We start from the raw sequence: 22,045 nt of genomic DNA, 5'->3' as shown, positions 1-22,045 counted from the left end.
GGAGCCGGCTTGCCGGCGATGGGCTGCGCAGCAGCCGCCAATAGCCATCAAATGGTCGTAACCGTCACAGGCAACTCCAGCCGGGCGACAAACCCACCCTGTGGATGATTGGCCAGCACCAGGCTACCGCCATGGCGCTCCGCCGCCTTGCGCGCAATCGCCAACCCCAGGCCATGCCCCGCCGCGTCCTGCCCCGGCGCGCGGAAGAACGGCTCACCCAACTGCGCCAGGTGCTCCGCCGCCACCCCCGGCCCATGGTCACGCACGCTCACCACGATCCGGCCTTCCTCGCGCCCGGCGCGAATCTCGATCGGCTGCCCGGCAGGGTTGAAGCGCAAGGCATTGCGCAGCAGGTTGTCCAGCGCGCGCTCGATCAGCGTCGGCCAGCCCTGCAAGGTCAAGCCCGGCTGGGCCTCGAGCTTCACCTCCTGCTCCGGCGCGCTGAGCTGGGCATCCTTGCGCACGCTGCCGAGCAAGGCGTTGAGGTCGACAGGTTCGGCATGGGCCTGTTCGGCGTCGACGCGGGCCAGGGTCAGGATTTCGCTGATCAGGTCTTCCAGGCGGTCGCACTCACGGGTCAGGCGCGGCCACAGCGCCTGGCGTTGCTCGGCCTCGGCCCGTTCGGCCAGGGCCAGGGCGATACGCAGGCGGGCCAGGGGCGAGCGCAATTCGTGGGACACGTCGCGCAGCAACTGGCGCTGGCTGCCGATCAGGCTCTGCAGGCGGGCGCCCATCTTGTTGAAGTCCTTGGCCAGCACGCCGAACTCGTCACGCCGGGCGGCCAGGCGCGCCAGGCTGTTCTGCTGGTACGTGGCCTGGCCCAGGTCGTGCACGGCGCCGCGCAGGCGGCTCAGGGGGCGGGTGATGGACAAGGTCACCAGCAGGCTGAACAGGGTCAGGACCACCAGCGCGATACCCAGCGCACTCAGCGGCCAGAGCAGGCTTTCGCGGTGCCAGGCGTCCAGTTCGGGGTGGGGGATGCGGTAGATCAGCAGGTAGGTTTCACCGCTCTCGGGGCTGGTGTATTCCTCGGTCAGGCGGCGCCACGGCAGGCGGCGCTGGTCATTGTGCTGGCGCGCCTCGAAGGCTGCCGCGCGGCGCGGGAAGGTGCCGGGCACAATGGCGGCGCCGCCGTCGTCGAGCACCTGCACGTCGATCTTGTAGCGCTCCTTGCGCCGCTCCAGGAATGCCTGGGACGCCTCCACGCCCTCTTGTTCGTAGTGCTTGGCCCAATGGCTGGCCAGGGTATTGAGGCCCGGGTGGCGGCTGAGGATCCAGGCGTCCTGGTTGAGCATGTGGCCGAGCAGGATCGACAGGCCGGCAACCAGGGTGATGGCCAGCCAGAAGCTCGCCAGGATGCGCCAGAACAGAGAACGCAAGAGCACCTCCTGTAAACGGGAAAAGCCCGGCCCGCTGGGTAGGCGGGCCGGGCATCGGGGAAGGACAGCTTACTGGGCCTTGCCGGCTTTTTCAGCTTTCCAGGCCTGGAATTCCTTCCATTCGGCCTTGCGTGCTTCACGCGCTTTCTGCAGTTCGTCGAACTTCTTCTGCTGGTCGGGCTTGAGCAGCGCGCGGACCTGGGTGTCGGTCTTGTCGTGGCTGGCCTTGAGCTCGTCCTTCATGGCTTTCTGGTCGGCGGCTGGCAACTTGGCCAGGTAGCGCTCGGTGATGTCGCGGCGGTCTTTCATCTGCTCGCCCATCAGCTTGCCGATCTGCTGGCGCTGGTCGCGGCTCAGGTCCAGCTGGGCGAAAGGCGCATCACCGCGGTGATGCGGGCCGTCGTGGCGCGGGCCGCCTTCAGGCATGGCCATGGCCACGGTCGGCAGGGCGGCGGCGAACATCAGGGCGATAAGGGTCTTGCGCATGGTGTCTCTCCTTTCCAAGGCCGGTGGTTACCGGATGAGCCCAGTCTAGGGAGATCAAGGTCAGGCGCAGTCAGGGGAGGGTAAAGGCTCGGTAAAGATCGGCGGCCTGGGCCAATCAGAGGCTGTAGTAATAGCCACGGCTGCGCAGGGCGACGATGCGTGGGCGGCCATCGGCATGCGGGCCGATCTTCTTGCGCAGGTTGCTCACGTGCATGTCCAGGCTGCGATCGTACAGGGTCAGCTTGCGGCCCAGGCCGATCTGCGCCAGTTCCTGCTTGTCCAGCGGCTCGCCGGGTTGGCGCAGCAGGGCTTCGAGGATACGGCTCTCGGACAGGGTCAGGCTCATTTCGCGGCCATCGATGCTGACCACGCCACGGACCGGGCTGAAGGCCAGGTCGCCGATCTCCACTTGCGTGGTGGTGGCGGTCGGGTGGCTGCGGCGCAGCACGGCGCGCAGGCGTGCGGTGAGCTCACGAGGGTCGCAGGGCTTGGCCAGGTAATCGTCGGCGCCCAGTTCCAGGCCGAGGATGCGGTCCAGCGGCTCGCCGCGGGCGGAGAGCATCAGCACCGGCAGTTCGGCATGCTCGCTGCGCAGCTGCTTGAGCAATTCCAGGCCGCTGCCGTCGGGCAGCATCACGTCCAGTACCACGGCTGCCGGCGCATGTTCGGCCAGCGCCTGGCGCGCGCTCTGGCCGTCGTGGCAGGCGCGAACGGCAAAACCTTCCTGGGTCAGCCAGCTGCCGAGCAGCTCGCAGAGTTCCTGGTCATCATCAATCAGTAACAGCTCGCTCATGACTCACTCAATTCAAATCGACGGCGTCTGACGTGTCCGCCAGTGGCAAAGATACAGCAGACGCCGCAAATTTTATCGATTACGGCAAGACTTGCTTGAAAGGCTTGACGATCACCTTGTCGTAAACGCCTGCGGCGATGTACGGGTCGGCATCGGCCCAGGCCTGGGCGGCGGCGAGCGAATCGAACTCGGCGACGATCAGGCTGCCGCTGAAGCCGGCTTCGCCGGGGTCGTTGCTGTCGATGGCCGGGTGCGGGCCGGCCAGCACCACGCGGCCTTCGGCCTTGAGCTGTTGCAGGCGCTCGATGTGCGCCGGGCGCGCGGCCAGGCGTTTTTCCAGGGAGTTCGCGACGTCGCTGGCGATGATGGCGTAGAGCATGTCAATCCTTGGTCTTGGAGGTGGAGGGGTCGTCGTGCAGGTGGCGCGACAGGTACACGCCTTGCGCCACCAGGAAGATCACGGTCATGCCCAGGCTGCCGAACACCTTGAAGTCGACCCAGAAGGCCTGGAAGGTGAAGGCGACGAACAGGTTGGCGGCGCCGCAGAAGATGAAGAACACGATCCACGCCAGGTTCAGGCGCGTCCATACCGCATCGGGCAGGGTCAGGGCGTGGCCCATGATGCGCTTGATCAGCACCCGGTCGCCGATGAAGTGGCTGCCGGCAAAGCCCAGGGCGAACAGCCAGTTGACCACCGGCGCCTTCCACTTGAGGAAGGTTTCGCTGTGGAAGGTCAGGGTCAGGCCGCCGAACACCAGGCAGGCGACCAGCGTCAGCCACTGGCCCTTTTCCAGCTTGCGCTGGCGCAGGAACAGCGCGCCGTACACCACCAGCGAGCTGATGATCAGCATCGCCGTGGCGCTGTAGATGCCGCCGAACTCGAAGCTGTGGCCGGCCACGTCGAGGGGCCGTGGGTCGAGCTTGTAGACGATGAAGAACAGCAGCAGCGGGATGAAATCGATGAATTGTTTCACAATGGCAGCCAGAATCGGGATGTGACGGCATAATAACAAACATCGATTCCAGCGAAAGCGCTCCTCCATGAATGTTGATCTGCACTGTCACAGCACGGCCTCCGACGGCGCCCTGTCGCCCACGGTCCTGGTCGCCCGGGCCCATGAGCACGGGGTGCAGACCTTGGCCCTGACCGACCACGATACCCTCGAAGGCCTGCCAGAGGCGCGCCAGGCCTGTGCCGAGCGCGGCATGCGCTGGGTCAGCGGGGTGGAGCTGTCGTGCACCTGGGGCGGGGCGACCATCCATGTGCTGGGCTACGACTTCCCGCTCGACGCCGCGCCGCTGGCCGAGGCCATCGAGGCCTTGCACCGTGGCCGCTGGCTGCGCGCCGAAGAAATCGACAGGCGGCTGGCTGCCAAGGGCATGCCGGCGACCCTCGAAGGCGCGCGCGCCGTGCAGCAGGAGCTGGGCGACAGCGGCAACGCCCCGGCGCGGCCGCATTTTGCCGAGTACCTGGTGCGTGCCGGGCACGTCAAGGACCGCGGCGAAGCCTTTCGCAAGTGGCTGGGGGCGGGCAAGCTCGGCGACGTCAAGCTGCACTGGCCGACCCTTGAAGAAACCGTTGCCACCCTGCGCCAGTCCAATGCCTGGGTGAGCCTGGCCCATCCCATGCACTACGAACTGACGCGCAGCAAGCGCAGGCGGCTGATTGCCGACTATATTCAGGCAGGCGGGCAGGCGCTTGAAGTGGTCAACGGGATGATGCCGGCCGAGCAGGTGGGCACCATGTCCATCCTCACCCGTGAGTTCGGCCTGCTGGCAAGCGCTGGCAGCGATTTCCACGGCCCCGGCACCTGGGGCGAGATCGGTGCCTACCGGCCATTGCCCGAGGACCTGCCACCTCTGTGGCGCCGATTCAGCCATGAACAGCCTTTGGCGGTATGAACAGGACGACTACGTGAGCCAATTTTTCCAAATTCATCCGGAGAACCCGCAGCAGCGGCTGATCCGCCAGGCGGTGGAAATCATCCGCAAGGGCGGTGTGGTGGTGTACCCCACCGACTCGGCCTACGCCCTGGGTTGCCAGATCGGTGACAAGGCGGCCATCGAGCGGGTGCGGCGCCTGCGCGGGCTGGACAAGACCCACAACTTCACCCTCATGTGCTGCGACATGTCGCAGCTGGGCCTGTATGCCAAGGTCGACACCGGCATCTTCCGCCTGCTCAAGGCCCATGTGCCCGGCCCGTACACCTTCATTCTCAACGGCACCCGCGAGGTGCCGCGCCTGTTGCTGCACGAAAAGCGCCGCACCATCGGCCTGCGCGTGCCGGACCACGCCATCACCCTGGCGCTGCTGGCCGAGCTTGGCGAGCCGCTGATGAGCGTGAGCCTGATCCTGCCGGGTGACAACGAACCGATGACCGACCCCTACGAGATTCGCGAGCGCCTGGAGCACCATGTGGACCTGGTCATCGACGGTGGCTTCGGCGACCTCAAGGCCTCCACCATCATCGACCTGTCCGGCGACGAGCCCGAGCTGATCCGTGAGGGTTGCGGCGACCCCACGCCCTTCCTGGTCAACGCGTGAACCAGGTGGCAGCGCCCGAGGCGCCGGCCGAGCAGGTCGAAGCGCCGCAGCAGTTGCAGTTGGCGCTGGTCTACGGCGAAGCGCTGACCGAAATGCCGGTGGACCTGTACATCCCGCCGGATGCCCTGGAAGTCATCCTCGAAGCGTTCGAAGGCCCGCTGGACCTGCTGCTGTACCTGATCCGCAAGCAGAACATCGACATCCTCGACATCCCCGTGGCGGAAATCACCCGCCAGTACATGGGCTACGTCGAGCTGATGAAGAGCGTGCGCCTGGAGTTGGCCGCCGAATACCTGGTGATGGCCGCGATGCTGGCCGAAATCAAGTCGCGCATGCTGCTGCCGCGCTCGGCCGAGGTCGAGGAGGAGGAGGGCGACCCGCGCGCCGAGCTGATCCGCCGGCTGCAGGAATACGAGCGGTTCAAGGCGGCCGCCGAGGGCATCGACGAGCTGCCGCGGGTTGGTCGGGATGTCGTCGTGCCGCGCCTGGAGGCGCCCCAGGCCAAGGTGCGCAAGCTGCTGCCGCAGGTCAGCCTGGAGGAATTGCTGGTGTCCATGGCCGAGGTCATGCGCCGCAACGACCTGTTCGAAAGCCACCAGATCACCCGCGAGACCCTGTCGACCCGCGAGCGCATGGGCGATGTGCTGGAGCGCCTGAAAGGCGGCGCTTTCGTGCCCTTCGTCGAGCTGTTCGGCGCCGAGGAAGGCAAGCTGGGCGTGGTGGTGACCTTCATGGCGATTCTCGAGCTGGTCAAGGAGTCGCTGATCGAACTGGTGCAGAATGAGCCTTTTGCGCCGATCCATGTGCGGCTGCGCGCCGAGTCTGTCGAAGAAACCGATGAACCTGAATGACCCCCGCGACCTGGCGTCGCTGATCGAGGCGTTTCTGCTCGCCTCGGGCAAACCGCAGTCCCTGGAGCGCCTGTACGAGCTGCTCGAAGAGGCCGAGCGCCCTGAGCCGAAGGTGTTTAAAAAGGCCCTGGAAGTGCTGGGCAAGTCCTGCGCGGGCCGTGCCTTCGAGCTCAAGGAGGTGGCCAGCGGCTACCGCCTGCAGATTCGCGAAGACTACGCCCCCTGGGTGGGCCGCCTGTGGGAGGAGCGCCCGCAGCGGTATTCCCGTGCGCTGCTGGAGACCATGGCCTTGATCGCCTACCGCCAGCCGATCACCCGCGGCGAGATCGAGGATGTGCGCGGGGTGGCGGTCAACAGCAACATCATCAAGACCCTGATCGAGCGCGAGTGGATCCGCGTGGTCGGCTACCGCGAGGTGCCGGGCCGGCCGGCGATGTTCGCCACCACCAAGGCGTTTCTCGACCACTTCAACCTCAAGAGCCTGGACGAACTGCCGGCCCTGGCCGAACTGCGGGAGATGGAACCGGCGCCGTTGCTCGACCCCGATGATGCCCCGGTGCCGGCGCACCTGCAGGCGTTGGCCGATGCCAGCCTGGCGGATGAGGAGGAGGTTGGCGAGCCGAAGGAGGAGACCAGCTTCCGCAGTTTGCTGGTGGAACTGGATGCCATGGAAGAGGGGCTGAAGACCGACTTCGATGATTTGCGCGAAGATGAGCCCAATCCCCAGCCCTGAATTTGCACTGGCGCTATCGCCGGCTTGCCGGCGATAGCGCCAGTACAGGCAACCGCAACCACCGGGCAGAAATAACCGCCACCCCCCACGAAACCCACTACCCTGCAGTGCGTTCCCTCACCGAACCGCGTATGATGCGCGGCCTTTTGGCGCATCCGTCGCCAGAAACCCGATTTTTCATTCCTACACCGGGAGGTGCCCAGATGAGTGAGCAAGACCTGCAAAATACCGAAATCACCCCGCCAGCCGGCGAAAAGCTGCAGAAAGTGCTGGCGCGCATCGGCGTGGGCTCGCGCCGTGACGTCGAAGCCTGGATCAGCCAGGGCCGCATCAAGGTCAACGGCGTCGCGGCCACCCTCGGCCAGCGCGTCGACCTGCATGACGCCATCGCCGTCGACGGCAAGCTGATCAAGCGCGAGGAGGCCGCCGAGGCCACCCGCCGGGTGATCATGTACAACAAGCCCGATGGCGAGATCTGCACCCGTGACGACCCGGAAGGCCGCCCGACCGTGTTCGATCGCCTGCCGCGCCCGAAAGAGGGCCGCTGGATCAACATCGGCCGCCTCGACATCAACACCACCGGCCTGCTGCTGTTCACCACCGACGGTGAACTGGCCAACCGCCTGATGCACCCTTCCTACGAGATGGACCGCGAGTACGCGGTGCGTGTGCGTGGCGAGGTCGACGACGAGATGATCGAACGCCTGAAGGCGGGCGTGATGCTCGAAGACGGCCCGGCCAAGTTCACCGACATCCAGAAGGCGCCCGGTGGCGAAGGGTTCAACCACTGGTACCACTGCGTGGTGATGGAAGGCCGTAACCGCGAAGTGCGTCGCCTGTGGGAATCCCAGGGCCTGGTGGTCAGCCGCCTGAAGCGCGTGCGCTTCGGCCCGGTGTTCCTCAACTCCGACCTGCCGATGGGCCGCTGGCGCGAAATGAGCCAGGGCGAAATCGACATCCTCGCCGCCGAAGTGGGCCTGCAGCCAGTGGCGCTGCCTGCCATGAACCTCAAGGCCAAGGACAAGATGGAGCGCCTGCAGCGCAAGTCGAGCCGGCCAATGGGCCGTGGCGAGCGCGTGCGCAACCTGCGCCCGGCGCACGAGGGCGGTGCTGCCGCTGCCGAGCGCCCGGCACGCCAGCCGCGTGAAGAAGCGCCGCGCAAGAGCCGTGGCAGCGCCGTGGCCGAGCGCCCGAGCGACATGCGCAAGCGCCCATCCAAGCCTGAGGGTGACAAGCCAGCCGGCCGCGGTCGCGGCAAGCCGCGCGGCTGATCGGCTCTGGCAGTGATGAAAAGCCAGCCTTCGGGCTGGCTTTTTTGTGCCTGCCGTGTGGGAGCCGGCTTGCCGGCGATTGCCCGCAACGCGGCCCAAGATATTGAAGAAAAAAGAATTTTCTGACGACTGGCAAGTTTTCAAACCGCCCTGTAAAGAAAATTGTACGAATTCGCCAGATTTTTCTGGCCAGGCTGATTTTGTGTAAACAGAACTTGCCGCGCTCGCCCTCGAAGGGTGTCGTCCACAGCTGCTCCCCTCTTGCCCAAACCTCGTCCCCAGGCTGTTATAGCCACTATTGCCGTGTGCAAAAGCCCGTCCACAGAGCCGGGCAGACAGAACAACAAATGGAGGCGCCATGTACGCCGATCACTCCGCCTTTCCAGGCTCCCACCACAGGATCGCTGCGTTTTTCCCCCGGGAATTGACGCAACGCGTTGACGCCTGCGCGCTCGCAGGGGTATACAGTGCGCCGCGTTTTACCTGTGACCCTTTTGCGTACCGCGCACTCTTGCTCACCCCCGGTTGATCCGCCCAGGCGGCGCCGCTGGCAAGAAACCCAAGGTAACCACCTTGCCCATTCCGCTGCGCCACGAGCGCGGTGGGTCCGATTCCGTCACAGATAAAAACAATGCAGGTGACTTCGTTCATGAGTGGACAAAACATGCATTCAGGCGAGCTCAAGCGGGGCCTGAAGAACCGCCACATCCAGTTGATCGCCTTGGGTGGTGCGATTGGTACCGGCCTGTTCCTCGGCTCGGCAGGCGTGATGAAATCCGCCGGCCCGTCGATGATCCTTGGCTACGCCATCTGCGGCTTCATCGCCTTCATGATCATGCGCCAGCTCGGCGAGATGATCGTCGAAGAGCCGGTGGCCGGCTCGTTCAGCCACTTTGCCCACAAGTACTGGGGCGGTTTCGCCGGCTTCCTGTCGGGCTGGAACTGCTGGGTGCTGTACATCCTGGTGGGCATGTCGGAGCTTTCGGCGGTTGGCAAGTACGTCCATTACTGGTGGCCGGAGATCCCCACCTGGGTCACCGCGGCAGGCTTCTTCCTGCTGATCAACGCCATCAACCTGATGAACGTGAAGTTCTTCGGTGAGGCCGAGTTCTGGTTCGCCATCATCAAGGTTGCCGCCATCGTCGGCATGATCGGCCTGGGTGCCTACCTGCTGACCAGCGGCAGCGGCGGCCCGGAAGCCTCGATCACCAACCTGTGGGCCCACGGCGGCTTCTTCCCGCATGGCGTCAGCGGCCTGGTGATGGCCTTGGCCTTCATCATGTTCTCCTTCGGTGGCCTGGAAATGCTCGGCTTCACCGCCGCCGAGGCCGACAAGCCGAAGACCGTGATCCCCAAGGCGATCAACCAGGTCATCTACCGCATCCTGATCTTCTATGTCGGCGCCCTGGTGGTGCTGCTGTCGCTGACCCCATGGGACAGCCTGGTCGCCAGCATCGACGCCTCCGGCGGCAGCTATGGCAGCAGCCCGTTCGTCCAGGTGTTCTCGCTGCTGGGCAGCGACGTGGCGGCCAACCTGCTGAACTTCGTGGTCCTGACCGCGGCGCTGTCGGTGTACAACAGCGGCACCTACTGCAATGCGCGCATGCTGCTGGGCATGGCCGAGCAGGGTGATGCTCCGGCGGCGCTGGCCAAGGTCGACAAGCGCGGTGTGCCGGTGCGTTCGATCCTGGTGTCGGCGGCGGTGACCCTGATCGCCGTGCTGCTCAACTACCTGATGCCGCAGAATGCGCTGGAGCTGCTGATGTCGCTGGTGGTCGCCACCCTGGTGATCAACTGGGCGATGATCAGCTACTCGCACCTCAAGTTCCGCCAGCACCTCGACCGCACCGGCCAGAAGCCGCTGTTCAAGGCGCTGTGGTACCCGTATGGCAACTACCTGGTGTTGGCCTTCGTGGTGCTGATCCTGGGCATCATGCTGATGATTCCGGGTATCCAGGTGTCGGTGTATGCGATTCCGGTGTGGCTGCTGGCCATGCTGCTGGCCTACATGCTCAAGAGCAAGCGCCAGTCCCAGGGCAATGGGGCTGCCGGTAGCGTGGCCAAGTAAGGGCTGCGCAGGGTAATTGAAAACCCGATGTCAGGAGACTGGCATCGGGTTTTTTGTTGCCCGCACAGGGACAGCGCAGTCCCTGTGGGAGATGGCAGTATTGGCGGGCTGAAGAGCCAGCCACTTTCGGATTTCTGGCTTGGTATTTCTAAACGAGTGCTGCTGTGCGGTTTCTTCGTAATAGCTAACCAGCTCAACCTTGGCGACATCGACGCCGATGATGAACTTCTCCACTCGCATTGCCATCGCCTGAACTCCCACGGTATGGTTTTCGAACTCGAAGGGGTTTCACCAAGAGGCGCTGGCTTGCTTCTATCGTCGCTTGCAAACGATGCATTCTTTATCGGCGCTTTGGTGAAGGGGTGGGGCGAGGTCTCCCACGGTCTGTACTGCGGCTAACAGTCAGAATCGGCTTTGTCGTCCCACCACCCCTTCGAGTATCACCATACAAGCCGGCTTGCCGGCGATAAGGCCGGTACAGGCAAAAACTGTCAGATCTGTTCCAGCAACCAGCTGCGAAACGCCCGCAGCGAAGGCAGCGCCTCGTTCCTCGGTGGATAGATCAGGTAATAACTGCGCTGGCTGGCGAACGCCGCCCCGGGGCTGAACAGCTCGCCCTTGGCCAGCTCTTCCTCCACCAGGATGCGCGGCACCAGCCCGATGCCGATGCCGGCGCGCACCGCCTGGATCAGGTGCGAGGTGAGCTCGAAGCTCGGCCCCAGGCGCATCGAGCGGTGCGCCAGGCCATGGTGCGAGAACCATTCGCCCCAGGCATGGGGGTTGTTGGCGACGTTGAGCAGCACCTCTTCACTGATCCGTGCCGGCGCCCAGCCATGGGCGTCGAGGCTGGCCTGGGGCGGCAGGATCACCACCAGTTCCTCGGCATGCAGGCGATGGCAGATCAACCCTGGCAGGTCATGGCTGGCCACGCCGATGGCGGCGTCGATCTCGCTGGTGTCGAAGTTGATGGCTTCGATGCGTGAATGAATGTGCACCAGCATCCCCGGGTGGGCACTGTAGAACGCGTGCAGGCGCGGCAGCAGCCACTTGGAGCCGAAGGTGGGCAAGGTGGCCAGGCGCAGGGTGCCGACGCCGGACTGGTAGGCCAGGGCCTGCAGCGTGGCGCTGCGGATGCGCCCCAGGGCTTCGCTGAGCTCGCGCTGGTACAGCCGGCCGACATCGGTCAGTTGCACCTGGCGGCCTTCGCGGCGGAACAGGGTCAGGCCCAGTTGCTGCTCCAGCGCCTGCACCTGGCGGCTGACCGCGCTCTGGGTCAGCGACAATTCCGCGGCGGCGCGGGTATAGCTTTCATGGCGGGCGGCGGCCTCGAAAGCCAGCAGCAACGACATGGACGGGGTCAGGTGGCGGTAATTCATTCACAAAAGTCATCGATAGCGGCAGGATTATCCGTTTGCCCCTGGCGCAAAACTACAGGAACATTGGCCTATACGTCATCCGTGCCTGCATCGACATATGCCGGAATGACAGGATTCCCGTGAATTAGCCCATATCAAGAGGCCATCCTTCGATGATCGCCCAGCTGCCGACCCTTGCGCCGACCGCCGCTTACCCCGAATTCCTCGAAGCCCTGCGCAGCAGCGGCTTCCGTGGCCAGATCAGTGCCGACTACGGCACCCGCACGGTGTTGGCCACCGACAACTCGATCTACCAGCGCCTGCCCCAGGCCGCCGTGTTCCCGCTGGACGCCGACGACGTGGCGCGGGTCGCCACGCTGATGGGCGAAGCGCGTTTTCGCGAGGTCAAGCTGACCCCGCGTGGCGGCGGCACCGGCACCAACGGCCAGTCGCTGACCGACGGCATCGTCGTCGACCTGTCGCGGCACATGAACAAGATCCTCGAAATCAATGTCGAGGAGCGCTGGGTGCGGGTCGAGGCCGGTACCGTCAAGGACCAGCTCAACGCCGCGCTCAAGCCCCACGGGCTGTTCTTCGCCCCTGAGCTTTCCACCTCCAACCGCGCCACCGTCGGCGGCATGATCAACACCGACGCCAGCGGCCAGGGCAGCTGCACCTATGGCAAGACCCGCGACCACGTGCTCGAGCTGCACAGCGTGCTGCTGGGCGGTGAGCGCCTGCACAGCCTGGCGATCGACGACGCCGCGCTGGACCAGGCCTGCGCCGACGCCGGTCGGGTCGGCGAGGTGTACCGCATGGCCCGGGAAATCCAGGAAACCCAGGCCGAGCTTATCGAAACCACCTTCCCCAAGCTCAACCGGTGCCTGACCGGCTATGACCTGGCGCACCTGCGCGACGAGCAGGGCCGCTTCAACCTCAACAGCGTGCTGTGCGGTGCCGAGGGCTCGCTGGGCTACGTGGTGGAAGCCAAGCTCAATGTGCTGCCGATTCCCAAGTACGCCGTGCTGGTGAACGTGCGCTACGCAAGCTTCATGGACGCCCTGCGCGATGCCAATGCGCTGATGGCGCACAAGCCGCTGTCGATCGAGACGGTGGACTCCAAGGTGCTGATGCTGGCGATGAAGGACATCGTCTGGCACAGCGTCGCCGAATATTTCCCGGCCGACCCCGAGCGCCAGACCCTGGGCATCAACCTGGTGGAGTTCTGTGGCGACGAGCCGGCCGAGGTCAATGCCCGGGTCGAGGCCTTCGTCGAGCACCTGCAGCGTGATGCCAGCGTCGAACGCCTGGGCCATACCCTGGCAGAAGGCGCCGAGGCGGTGACCCGCGTGTATACCATGCGCAAGCGCTCGGTGGGCCTGCTCGGCAACGTCGAGGGCGAAGTGCGCCCGCAGCCGTTCGTCGAAGACACTGCCGTGCCGCCGGAGAAACTGGCCGACTACATCGCCGACTTCCGCGCGCTGCTCGACAGCCATGGCCTGGCCTATGGCATGTTCGGCCATGTCGATGCCGGCGTGCTGCACGTGCGCCCGGCGCTGGACATGAAAGACCCGGCCCAGGCCGCGCTGGTCAAGCCGATCTCCGACGCCGTGGCGGCGCTGACCAAAAGCTACGGCGGGCTGCTGTGGGGCGAGCACGGCAAGGGCCTGCGTTCGGAATACGTGCCGGAATACTTCGGCGAGCTGTACCCCGCGCTGCAGCGCCTCAAAGGCGCCTTCGACCCGCACAACCAGCTCAACCCCGGCAAGATCTGCACCCCGCCGGGCAGTGCCGAAGGCCTGACCAAGGTCGACGGCGTGACCCTGCGCGGCGACCTCGACCGCACCATCGACGAGCGCGTGTGGCAGGACTTCCCCAGCGCCGTGCACTGCAACGGCAACGGCGCCTGCTACAACTACGACCCCAACGACGCCATGTGCCCGTCGTGGAAGGCCACCCGTGAACGCCAGCATTCGCCCAAGGGCCGCGCCTCGCTGATGCGCGAATGGTTGCGCCTGCAGGGCGAGGCCAACATCGACGTGCTGGCTGCGGCGCGCAACAAGGTGTCGTGGCTCAAGGGGCTGCCGGCACGGCTGCGCAACAACCGCGCCCGCAACCAGGGGCAGGAAGACTTCTCCCACGAGGTGTACGACGCCATGGCCGGCTGCCTGGCGTGCAAGTCGTGCGCTGGGCAGTGCCCGATCAAGGTCAACGTGCCGGACTTCCGCTCGCGCTTCCTCGAGCTGTACCACGGCCGCTACCAGCGCCCGCTGCGTGACTACCTGATCGGCTCGCTGGAGTTCACCATCCCGTACCTGGCCCATGCTCCGGGCTTGTACAACGCGGTGATGGGCTCGAAATGGGTGGGCAAGCTGCTGGCGGACAAGGTCGGCATGGTCGACAGCCCGCTGATCAGCCGCTTCAACTTCCAGTCCACCCTGACCCGTTGCCGGGTCGGCGTGGCCAGCGAGCCGGCGCTGCGCGAACTGACGCCGGCCCAGCGCGAGCGCAGCATCGTGCTGGTGCAGGATGCCTTTACCCGCTACTTCGAGACGCCGCTGCTGGCCGCATTCATCGAGCTGGCCCACCGCCTGGGCCACCGGGTGTTCCTGGCGCCCTACAGTGCCAATGGCAAGCCGCTGCACGTGCAGGGCTTCCTCGGCGCCTTCGCCAAGGCCGCCATCCGCAACGCCACCCAGCTCAAGGCCCTGGCCGACTGCGGCGTGCCGCTGGTGGGCCTGGACCCGGCGATGACCCTGGTCTATCGCCAGGAGTACCAGAAAGTGCCGGGGCTGGACGGCTGCCCGGCGGTGCTGCTGCCGCAGGAATGGTTGATGAACGTGCTGCCCGAGCAGGCGCCGACCGCGCCCGGCAATTTCCGCCTGATGGCGCACTGCACCGAGAAGACCAACGTGCCGGCCAGCACCAAGCAGTGGGAGCAGGTGTTCGCCCGCCTGGGGCTCAAGCTTGTGACCGAGGCCACCGGCTGCTGCGGCATGTCCGGTACCTATGGCCACGAGGCGTGCAACCAGGGCACCTCGCGGACCATCTTCGAGCAGTCGTGGGCGACCAAGCTGGACAAGGAAGGTGAGCCACTGGCGACCGGCTATTCGTGCCGCAGCCAGGTCAAGCGCATGACCGAGCGGCAGATGCGCCATCCGCTGGAAGTGGTGTTGCAGTACGCCCAGCGTTAGCTCTGCACGGGCCCTTCGCGGGGCAAGCCCGCTCCCACAGGTTCACCATTGTTCACAAGCGTGGTGCAGTACCTGTGGGAGCGGGCTTGCCCCGCGAAGAGGCCGGTAGCGGCGCTACAGGGTCAAGCCTTGTGCAGGCCCTCCCGGGCCCGCCGCGCCTGCCGGTACAGGTACAGGCTCAACACCAGCCCGCAACACGCCGCCGCCGCTGCAAACAGGAACATCGAAGCAAAGCCGAACCCCGACGCCACCGCACCCACCAGCGGCCCGGTGATCCCCAGCGACAAATCGACGAACAGCGAATAGGCCCCCACCGCCGCCCCGCGGTTGGCTGCCGACACCTGGTTCACCGCCTCCACGCCCAGCGCCGGGAACACCAGCGAGAAACCGAACCCGCTCAGCGCCGCCCCCGCCAGCGCCATGTGCGCGCTGGGTGCCAGCCACAGCATCAGCAGCCCCAGGGTTTCCACCGACAGGCAGGCGATTGCCACGCGAAAGCCGCCAATGCGGTTGATCAGGTTGCCGAACAGCAACCGCGCACTGATGAAGCTGGCGCCGAACAGGCTCAGGGTCAGGGCTGCGTTGCTCCAGCCGCGGCTGGCGTAGTACAGGGTGATGAAGGTGGCGATGGTGCCGAAGCCGATCGAACCCAGGGCCAGCCCCGAACCATGCGGGAAGACCTTGCCCAGTACCCGCAGGAACGACAGGCGCACACCGCTGACGATCGGCGCGGCGCGTTTCGGCCAGGCCAGCAGCAGGCCGATGACCCCCAGCCCGATGATGCTCGCGCCCATGCTCCACAGCCCCAGGCTCTTGACCATCAGCACGCCCAGTGGCGCGCCGACGGCCAGGGCGCCATAGCTGGCGATGCCGTTCCAGGAAATGACCTTGGCGGTGTTGTCGGCACCCACCCGGCCGATACCCCAGCCAATCGAGCCGGCACCCACCAGGCTCTCGGCACTGCCCAGCACCAGCCGGCCCAGCAGCAGGCAGGCCAGGCTTGCCCAGGGCAGGTGGGTGAGGAAGGCGCAGGCCAGCATGAACACGCCGCTCAGGCCGCAGCCGAACAGGCCGTACATGACGGCCTTCTTGCTTCCCAGGTTGTCGATGATGCGGCTGGCGGTGGGGCGGCTGAGCAGGGTCGCCAAGTACTGCACGCTGATGACCAGGCCTGCGACCACGGTGCTGAAGCCCAGGTCGTTGTGCACATAGCCAGGCAGCACGGCCAGGGGGATGCCGATGTTCAGGTAGCCGATGAAGGTGAACAGGACGATGGAGACGACCTGCAAGGTGGTTGCAAGTGAGGAGGGGGATTGCTGTGGCATAGAGGGGCCATGACCGCTGACGCATGATGCCCGACATGATAGCGGGCATGGTCGGGCCATGGGATGAAGCTTTCACGGCCCGCCCAGCCCGGGTAGTCAATCGGCGTAAGGCAGCAGCCAGGTCACGCCGAAATCGGCGCTGGGGTAGTCCAGACGCAAGCGCGGCAGTACATAGCCGCCACAGGAGCGGCAGGTGTCGAACAGGGTGAACACATGGATGTACTCGACTTGCTCGCTCCGTGTCAGCAGTTGGGCGTTGAGGGTAGAGGCAATCAAGCGTTCCGAATCCAGCATGCGAGGGTGGGTGTGCTCAGCCAGTTGATCGCTGCGGCGCAACACCGGCAGTTGGCTGAAGCGCAGGTCTGGCGCCTGGTTTTTCATATAGGCGCGCGCATCGATGAAGGTGATGGGAGGCTGCTCATCAGGGATCGGCAGAGGAATCGTCAGTTGATGCCTTTTGCCGCCTGAGAGTGAGAAGTAAACCCTGCGGGTGCCGTCGCGCATCTTCACCATGGCGAAGGCCAGGTTTGCGCCACCCAGGTGCTCACGCAACGTCGTGGCCCCCTGTTCTGTGAGCAGTTCGGCCAGGGTTGTCGAAGTGAAGGCTGTTTTGCCGCCTTGGGCAGGCAGCAGGCGATTGAGCACACCGACGATGTGCTGGCCCAGTACCTCATCCGCCTCGGCCAGTTGCCGCCAGTGCGGGATGATGTGCTTGTTCAGCCCGACCACGCCTGAGCGCTGCAGGCCGGTGAGGCCGGTGAGCGCGCGTTGCGGCTGCAACCGAGTGAGGATGTTCTGGGCATATTCGGTCAGCGACTGCTCCTGCAGGTCTTCGAGCAGCTTGATGTAGGGGGATCTGTTGATCGGCTCAAGGGTATTGCTGTAGCGAATCCAGTCCCGCAGCAGTTGCGCCACGTTGTCGATGTCCTGCTGGAAGTTGGCGTGGGTGGCGACGATTCGGTAAGGCTCGCTGACCTCCAGGTAGCTTTCGATCGCGTCTTGGTCGGTGATCCGCTGAAGCCGCCTGCGTTCGGAGTGAGGCGCTGTCGCAAGGTCCGCGCGCGGGCTTCCTTCGGCCATGGCCTTCAGTTGGCTGCTCTGCCATTTCCAGGGCTGGTAGGGCGCGCCGTAGATTGCCAGGGTGTCGGCCTCGACCATCAACCATTGTTCGCCGCGCCACTCGATCACAGCCCCCCTGAGCGTGCGCCGATCGGCGATGCCGCGGGCGAGGCCGCCGAGCCGTATGGGTGGGCAGTGGCGGGTAATGAGTGTTACCTCATTCAGTGGCATATCGTCCGGCAGGCCGAACCAGAATTCGCCACTGGGTTCGACCATGATGCGTCTGTGGTAGGACGGCTGGCGGTCTGCAAGCAGGTAGTTGATGGCGGCTTCATCGGCGGACACCGGCTTGAGCGATTTACCCTTGCTCCAATGCAGGATCTTGCCGTCACGCACCATCAGGTGGGACCAGATGTAGCTACGGTTGTCCTTGCTGCGCACGCGCGCGGTGAAGGGCTCGATGCGCCGGGCGAGGAAAGCGCGACTCACCTGCTGGCCGAACACGGGGGTGTTCGATTCGTTGGTGGGCGGGGTGAAAAGGAACCTGTGCCTGTTCGGGCTGACCGTGTCTATCGCAGGTGCTGGGGCGTTGACCAGGCTGGCGTGGGATAGGCGGTTGGCCACGCCGGGTTGCGACATCGGGTGCAGTCGGTACACGCAACCATTGATCAATGCATCGATCTCATCGGCGCTTCGGTGGAGGGTCATCGGGTCTTCGATGCCCGCCCAGACCAGGCGGTTGCCGTCATCGCTGGCGGAGCTGACGCTGATGGTGGGCGGTGTCTGCCCGGGTACGATCTGTTCGTGGATGGCCATTTCGTCGAACCAGCGTCGGGAACTCGGCAGCTGCGGCGCACTGTGCCATCTGCGCGGCCCAGGCGCCCGCTCCAGCAGTGCCTCGGGCAAAGAGCCAGACCAGCGCCTGGCGATATTCACGATGCCCTCACGGCTGGCGTTGGCGGCTTGTTGCTCAGCGCCGTGCAGCGCCACCAGCGGGCGCAGTAGCCGGCCGCCCACCCTGATCGCGCTGCCCAGCAGGAACAGCGCGTCCAGGCCGCAGGCCAGCGCTTGCTGGCCACTGCGCACATCGAAGCAGCCAAGCCCGGGCACGTTGTTCTTGAGTAGCTTCCACAGGTAGCGCCCCAGGCTTTCCTGCTGTTGCCTGGCCTGGTGCAGCTCCAGGCGCGTGGCGCCTTTGCCCACCGTGTGCAGGGCTTGCCGGTTGCTGAGCGCGACGGCCTCGGCATAGTGCCTGGCAAGCGCCGCTACCCGCTGTTCGGCCGGGGCTTGCAGGGGCGATTGCAGCCGCGGGAAGTTGGCGACATCCCAGGGCAGTGGCGTGTCATGGAACTGGCTGTAGTTCAGCTCGAGGGTGTCGGTCAGCCGGTGGCGATAGCGGATGTCGACTTCGCGTGTGGTCCACCGCAGTTGCTCTGGGAACAGTGTGAGCAGCGTGTCGTTCACGGGGCCGGGAAGCAGGATGAGCAGCCCCTTCGTGGCAACTTCGAAGCGCCATTCGGTTTCTGCGCTGTCGCCGTAGCCGGGTATCCCCCCTTGCACGGGGCCGCAGTATCGGGGCCAGGCCACGGCATGGCAGGCCCAGGGTTCATCGTGCAGGCGCTGCATCAGCTCATTCTCGAGTTGGCCGAGGCAACACTGGAAGGTTTTTTCGTAGGCTGCGGTGGCCTTTTTCTGCCAGGCGTCGAACGCGTTTTCGTACCAGGCGTTCATGTCTGGCAGGGTGCGTTGGGCGTAATTCTCGCCATGGTCCAGGTAGGCTTCCAGGTGCAGTTGCTGGTCGCTGTTGCGCCCGTCGGGGTCAAGGCCGGCCTGCTCCAGTTGCCAGCGCGCCTGGGCGACGCGGTCGGGGAGGGTGCGCAGCGCATCGAGGTCCCAGGCCGTCAGGTAGTGATCGTGGATGCGGCGCCATTGCGCGGCGGACCAGGGCGCGGGGTGATCGATGTGCTGCTTGACCTGCGCCCACTCGACCAAGGTGTCGTGCAGGGCTTCGTTGGTGAGCGGGTCATCCGCCGCGCTTGGGCGCGTGCAGGCGGCCAGCGCGTGGCTGAAGGTCAGCGGATCACCGCTCGCCAGCACCACCCAGGCGCCCTGGCGCAATTGGGTCCACAGCAGGTCGGGTTCATGGCGGTAATCGGCTGGCCAGTCGTCGAGCAGCAGCTCGGGTGCGAGCCGGCGCATCAGCAGCTCGCTGGCAAGCTGTGCGTCAGCAGTGGTGCAGGCGAGGCTCGCCTGGACGCTGTTGACCAGGTCGTGGCGGATGTCGGCGGTGGGCGTGGAGGCGTTGTCCTGGCTGAACAGGTCGAAATCCAGGAGATAGCCCGGCCGTCGCGTCTGTGGCGGGTAGATCACCTCCAGCAGTGCCTGCTCGGCCAGGGCCAGGTGGCGTGGTTCGGGCGTGCCGTGGGCGGGCCACTGCAGGGTTGCCCCCAGGTTCAGGGCCCAGTCATCGAAGGCGCTGGAGTGAAGCAGCGCATCGAGCACTTGCGCGGGTGAACCCTGCAGCGACGGCCCTGGCAGCCAAGCCTTGCCGTACTCGTTGGGCAAGTGGCCGGCCTTGCGTTCCTTTTGGGTTGGCGCTCGGTATCGCCGGCTGTTGGCGTGGACGTCGGTCTGCAGCGTAGCGAACAGTTTGCGCGCCAGGCTCGTGCCAGGGGCGGGCGAGAGGAGGTGCTGCGCAATGGCGGGCAGGTCCAGGTAACCCTCCAGTTGCAAGGCCGGCGAAGCGGGCCTGGGGGGTGTTGGGTGGGTGGGCAGCTCTGCGTGGGCGAGCAATGCGGCAACGATGAACGCATCGCGACGTACCAGGCATTGCTCGTCTGCCCACAGCGATTGGGCGAGGCTGCTGATGCTGTAAGGCGCTGCCGTCGGCGCCCAGCGAGCAAGTGGATTGGCAGCAGTCAGCAGTTTTTCGGCCAGGGTCGCGTAGAAGCGGGCGCATTGGCTATCGCTCACCGGCGCCTGCGCCGAGCGCTGCAAGGCGGCATTGACATAGGCCTTGGGGCCAGGGCTTGCGAAGGCGAGGGCGAAAGAGGCGCGAATGGCCTGGTCATCGAGATCGGAGGGGTACAGCGCGGGGAAATCGAAAGCCCGCTCCAGGTGCAGGTTGAGGGAGGTCTTGAGGTCGTGCGGGCCTGAGAGCTCGCTGTGCAGCACCAGGCTTTGGGTGTCGAGCGCATCGATCAGCGCAGGCAGGTCATCGTTCGGGGTTTCCGGTGACATGGCGTTGGCTCCTGTTGAAGGGGCCGTCAATGTGCGTACCGGAGGCGAGCGCGAGGTGTTAGCGGGGTAGGGACAGGGCAAGACGGTGTGAAAACGTGATGACGGCGGTTGCCCGCGGGTCAGCCGTTTTCACACAGCCGACGGGATTGCGCGGTTATTCCTGGTCAGCGCTGGATTGATCGTCGCCATCCTCGACGGCGGGCGTCGGTTCGGAGTGAGCGGCAACGGTTGGCTCTTCGGGGTTCAGGCTTGGGAAGGGAAGATTCGGGATTTCATGCATCTCGTCGTTCCTCGCAAGTGTGAGTGAAAAGTCTGCGCCAGGCGCGGTTCGAGCTTCAAAAAGCTGGGGCAGGATACACAAGTCTGGATGACAGTTTGTATTTTTTCCCGGTCGCTTGTCGGTTTTGCGGGCGGATACCGGCCATTTCCCCAATGAAAAGGGGCCGATGTACGGCCCCTCTTGCGACTTTGCTGCGGGTTACTTGCGGCCTTCGGCCTTCTCGGCAACCTTGTCGGTGCGCGCGCACATGATGAAATCGTTGCGGTGCAGGCCCTTGATCGAGTGGCTCCACCAGGTCACGGTGACCTTGCCCCACTCGGTCAGCAGGCCCGGGTGGTGGCCTTCGGCTTCAGCGATTTCGCCCACGGCATTGGTGAAGTCCAGGGCATGCTTGAAGTTCTTGAACTTGAACACGCGCTCCAGCTCCATGTGGCCGTCGCGTACTTCGATGTTCCAGTCCGGGATCTCGCGGATCAGTTCGGCCAGCTCGTCGTCGGTGACTTTCGGTGCATCGGCGCGGCAGGCTTCGCAATGGGCTTGGTTCAAGGCATTCATGGGTACTTATCCGGTTCGAGTTGTTATGAAGTGGGCTCAGGCAGCCTGCTTGGGTGGAAACTTCGGCGCGTGCAGCCCCAGCTGCATGGCTTGCTGGACCATGCCCATGATGTCTTCGTGGGCCAGGTCGAACAGGCGCTTGAGGTTCGGCAGCACGAAGTACAGCGGCTGCAGGATGTCGATGCGATAGGGCGTGCGCATGGCTTCGATTGGGTCGAAGGCCTGGTGCTCCGGTTCGCCAGACAGACTGTAGACGGTCTCCTTGGGCGAGGAGAGGATGCCGCCGCCGTAGATCTTGCGACCTTGCGGGGTTTCCATCAGGCCGAACTCGATGGTCATCCAGTACAGCCGCGCCAGGTACACGCGCTGCTCCTTGGTCGCAGCCAGGCCGAGCTTGCCGTAGGTGTGGGTGAATTCGGCGAACCAGGGGTTGGTCAGCAGCGGGCAGTGGCCGAAGATCTCGTGGAAGATGTCCGGTTCCTGCAGGTAGTCCAGTTCTTCCGGGGTGCGGATGAAGGTGGCGACCGGGAAGCGTTTGCTGGCCAGCAATTCGAAGAAGGTCTGGAAGGGGATCAGTGCCGGAACCCGGGCAACCTGCCAGCCGGTGGTGGCGCCCAGCACCTTGTTGACCTCGCCCAGTTGCGGGATGCGGTCATGGGGCAGCTTGAGCTGGTCGATGCCGTCCAGGTACTCCTGGCAGGCGCGGCCCTCGATGACTTTGAGCTGGCGGGTGATCAGCGTGTTCCACACCGCATGCTCTTGCTGCGGGTAGTCGATAAAACCGTGCGCATCGGGCTCGCGTGCCACGTATTGCGTCTGTTTCATGTGGCTCTCCTGGTGAGGGCATTCTTGTTATGTCCACGACATGCATCAGGAATATCCCGCAATCCGATCAATTGCACGGGGTGGGC

General features: G+C 65.1%; 18 protein-coding genes. 8 read left to right on the top strand and 10 right to left on the bottom strand.

The genetic code is table 11. The features are described 5' to 3' along the window. Positions 1-47 precede the first annotated feature (47 nt). The 5 genes from ACIPG5_RS06105 to ACIPG5_RS06085 form a co-directional block, all read right to left on the bottom strand. Positions 48-1,385 (bottom strand): ATP-binding protein, encoded by a 1,338-nt coding sequence (locus ACIPG5_RS06105; RefSeq protein WP_401373805.1) that lies wholly within the window; start codon positions 1,383-1,385, stop codon positions 48-50. A 63-nt stretch (positions 1,386-1,448) separates the two neighbouring features. Next, positions 1,449-1,865 carry a Spy/CpxP family protein refolding chaperone gene (locus ACIPG5_RS06100; protein ID WP_176511322.1) on the bottom strand — a complete coding sequence of 139 codons (417 nt, stop codon included), beginning with the start codon at positions 1,863-1,865 and terminating at the stop codon, positions 1,449-1,451. A gap of 115 nt (positions 1,866-1,980) precedes the next feature. Further along, positions 1,981-2,658 (bottom strand): response regulator transcription factor, encoded by a 678-nt coding sequence (locus tag ACIPG5_RS06095; RefSeq protein WP_176511321.1) that lies wholly within the window; start codon positions 2,656-2,658, stop codon positions 1,981-1,983. 79 nt (positions 2,659-2,737) lie between these two features. Then, the gene (locus ACIPG5_RS06090; protein WP_008091826.1) at positions 2,738-3,037 is read right to left on the bottom strand and encodes a YciI family protein; all 300 of its coding nucleotides are present in this window, start codon (positions 3,035-3,037) and stop codon (positions 2,738-2,740) included. Position 3,038: 1 nt separating this feature from the next. Continuing rightward, positions 3,039-3,632, bottom strand: a complete 594-nt coding sequence (locus tag ACIPG5_RS06085; protein WP_219824845.1) for a septation protein A — start codon at positions 3,630-3,632, stop codon at positions 3,039-3,041. 67 nt (positions 3,633-3,699) lie between these two features. Here ACIPG5_RS06085 and ACIPG5_RS06080 point away from each other — a divergent pair, with 67 nt between their 5' ends. From ACIPG5_RS06080 to ACIPG5_RS06050, 7 genes are all read left to right on the top strand, one after another. Further along, positions 3,700-4,560: a PHP domain-containing protein gene (locus ACIPG5_RS06080; protein WP_176511319.1), complete on the top strand. Its 861-nt coding sequence runs from the start codon at positions 3,700-3,702 to the stop codon at positions 4,558-4,560. A gap of 13 nt (positions 4,561-4,573) precedes the next feature. Beyond that, a complete protein-coding gene (locus ACIPG5_RS06075) occupies positions 4,574-5,203 on the top strand; it encodes an L-threonylcarbamoyladenylate synthase (RefSeq protein WP_236238404.1) in 630 nt (209 codons plus the stop codon). 125 nt (positions 5,204-5,328) lie between these two features. Beyond that, a complete protein-coding gene (locus ACIPG5_RS06070; RefSeq protein WP_176511337.1) occupies positions 5,329-6,054 on the top strand; it encodes a ScpA family protein in 726 nt (241 codons plus the stop codon). Continuing rightward, complete coding sequence (scpB, locus tag ACIPG5_RS06065; protein WP_176511317.1) at positions 6,041-6,787, top strand: SMC-Scp complex subunit ScpB; 747 nt, start codon at positions 6,041-6,043, stop codon at positions 6,785-6,787. Before ACIPG5_RS06070 ends, scpB begins: the two co-directional genes overlap by 14 nt. A 203-nt stretch (positions 6,788-6,990) precedes the next feature. Then, on the top strand, positions 6,991-8,058 hold the full coding sequence (gene rluB / locus ACIPG5_RS06060) for a 23S rRNA pseudouridine(2605) synthase RluB (RefSeq protein ID WP_236238406.1): 1,068 nt from the start codon (positions 6,991-6,993) through the stop codon (positions 8,056-8,058). Positions 8,059-8,707: 649 nt separating this feature from the next. Beyond that, positions 8,708-10,126, top strand: coding sequence for an amino acid permease (locus ACIPG5_RS06055; protein WP_176511315.1), 1,419 nt, complete (start codon positions 8,708-8,710; stop codon positions 10,124-10,126). Positions 10,127-10,153: 27 nt separating this feature from the next. Then, positions 10,154-10,525 (top strand): hypothetical protein, encoded by a 372-nt coding sequence (locus tag ACIPG5_RS06050; protein WP_401373800.1) that lies wholly within the window; start codon positions 10,154-10,156, stop codon positions 10,523-10,525. 92 nt (positions 10,526-10,617) lie between these two features. Here the strand turns inward: ACIPG5_RS06050 and ACIPG5_RS06045 are convergent, their stop codons facing one another. Then, entirely contained in the window at positions 10,618-11,502 is an 885-nt protein-coding gene (locus ACIPG5_RS06045; protein WP_176511314.1) for a LysR substrate-binding domain-containing protein, read from the bottom strand. Between the two features lie 152 nt (positions 11,503-11,654). Here ACIPG5_RS06045 and ACIPG5_RS06040 point away from each other — a divergent pair, with 152 nt between their 5' ends. Continuing rightward, a complete protein-coding gene (locus ACIPG5_RS06040) occupies positions 11,655-14,675 on the top strand; it encodes an FAD-binding and (Fe-S)-binding domain-containing protein (protein ID WP_401373798.1) in 3,021 nt (1,006 codons plus the stop codon). Between the two features lie 122 nt (positions 14,676-14,797). Here the strand turns inward: ACIPG5_RS06040 and ACIPG5_RS06035 are convergent, their stop codons facing one another. From ACIPG5_RS06035 to phhA, 4 genes are all read right to left on the bottom strand, one after another. Further along, positions 14,798-16,000 carry an MFS transporter gene (locus ACIPG5_RS06035; protein ID WP_401373796.1) on the bottom strand — a complete coding sequence of 401 codons (1,203 nt, stop codon included), beginning with the start codon at positions 15,998-16,000 and terminating at the stop codon, positions 14,798-14,800. A gap of 96 nt (positions 16,001-16,096) precedes the next feature. Next, on the bottom strand, positions 16,097-20,299 hold the full coding sequence (locus ACIPG5_RS06030; protein ID WP_401373794.1) for a deaminase domain-containing protein: 4,203 nt from the start codon (positions 20,297-20,299) through the stop codon (positions 16,097-16,099). A gap of 478 nt (positions 20,300-20,777) precedes the next feature. After that, complete coding sequence (locus ACIPG5_RS06025; RefSeq protein ID WP_176511310.1) at positions 20,778-21,134, bottom strand: 4a-hydroxytetrahydrobiopterin dehydratase; 357 nt, start codon at positions 21,132-21,134, stop codon at positions 20,778-20,780. 36 nt (positions 21,135-21,170) lie between these two features. Then, complete coding sequence (gene phhA / locus ACIPG5_RS06020) at positions 21,171-21,959, bottom strand: phenylalanine 4-monooxygenase (protein ID WP_176511309.1); 789 nt, start codon at positions 21,957-21,959, stop codon at positions 21,171-21,173. Positions 21,960-22,045 lie beyond the last annotated feature (86 nt).

The organism is Pseudomonas sp. NPDC087029 (assembly GCF_044745345.1).
GTDB classification, from domain to species: Bacteria; Pseudomonadota; Gammaproteobacteria; order Pseudomonadales; family Pseudomonadaceae; genus Aquipseudomonas; species Aquipseudomonas faucium.
The sequence above is the reverse complement of the archived record's forward strand: the minus strand, read 5'-3'. Positions and strand labels throughout refer to the sequence as shown.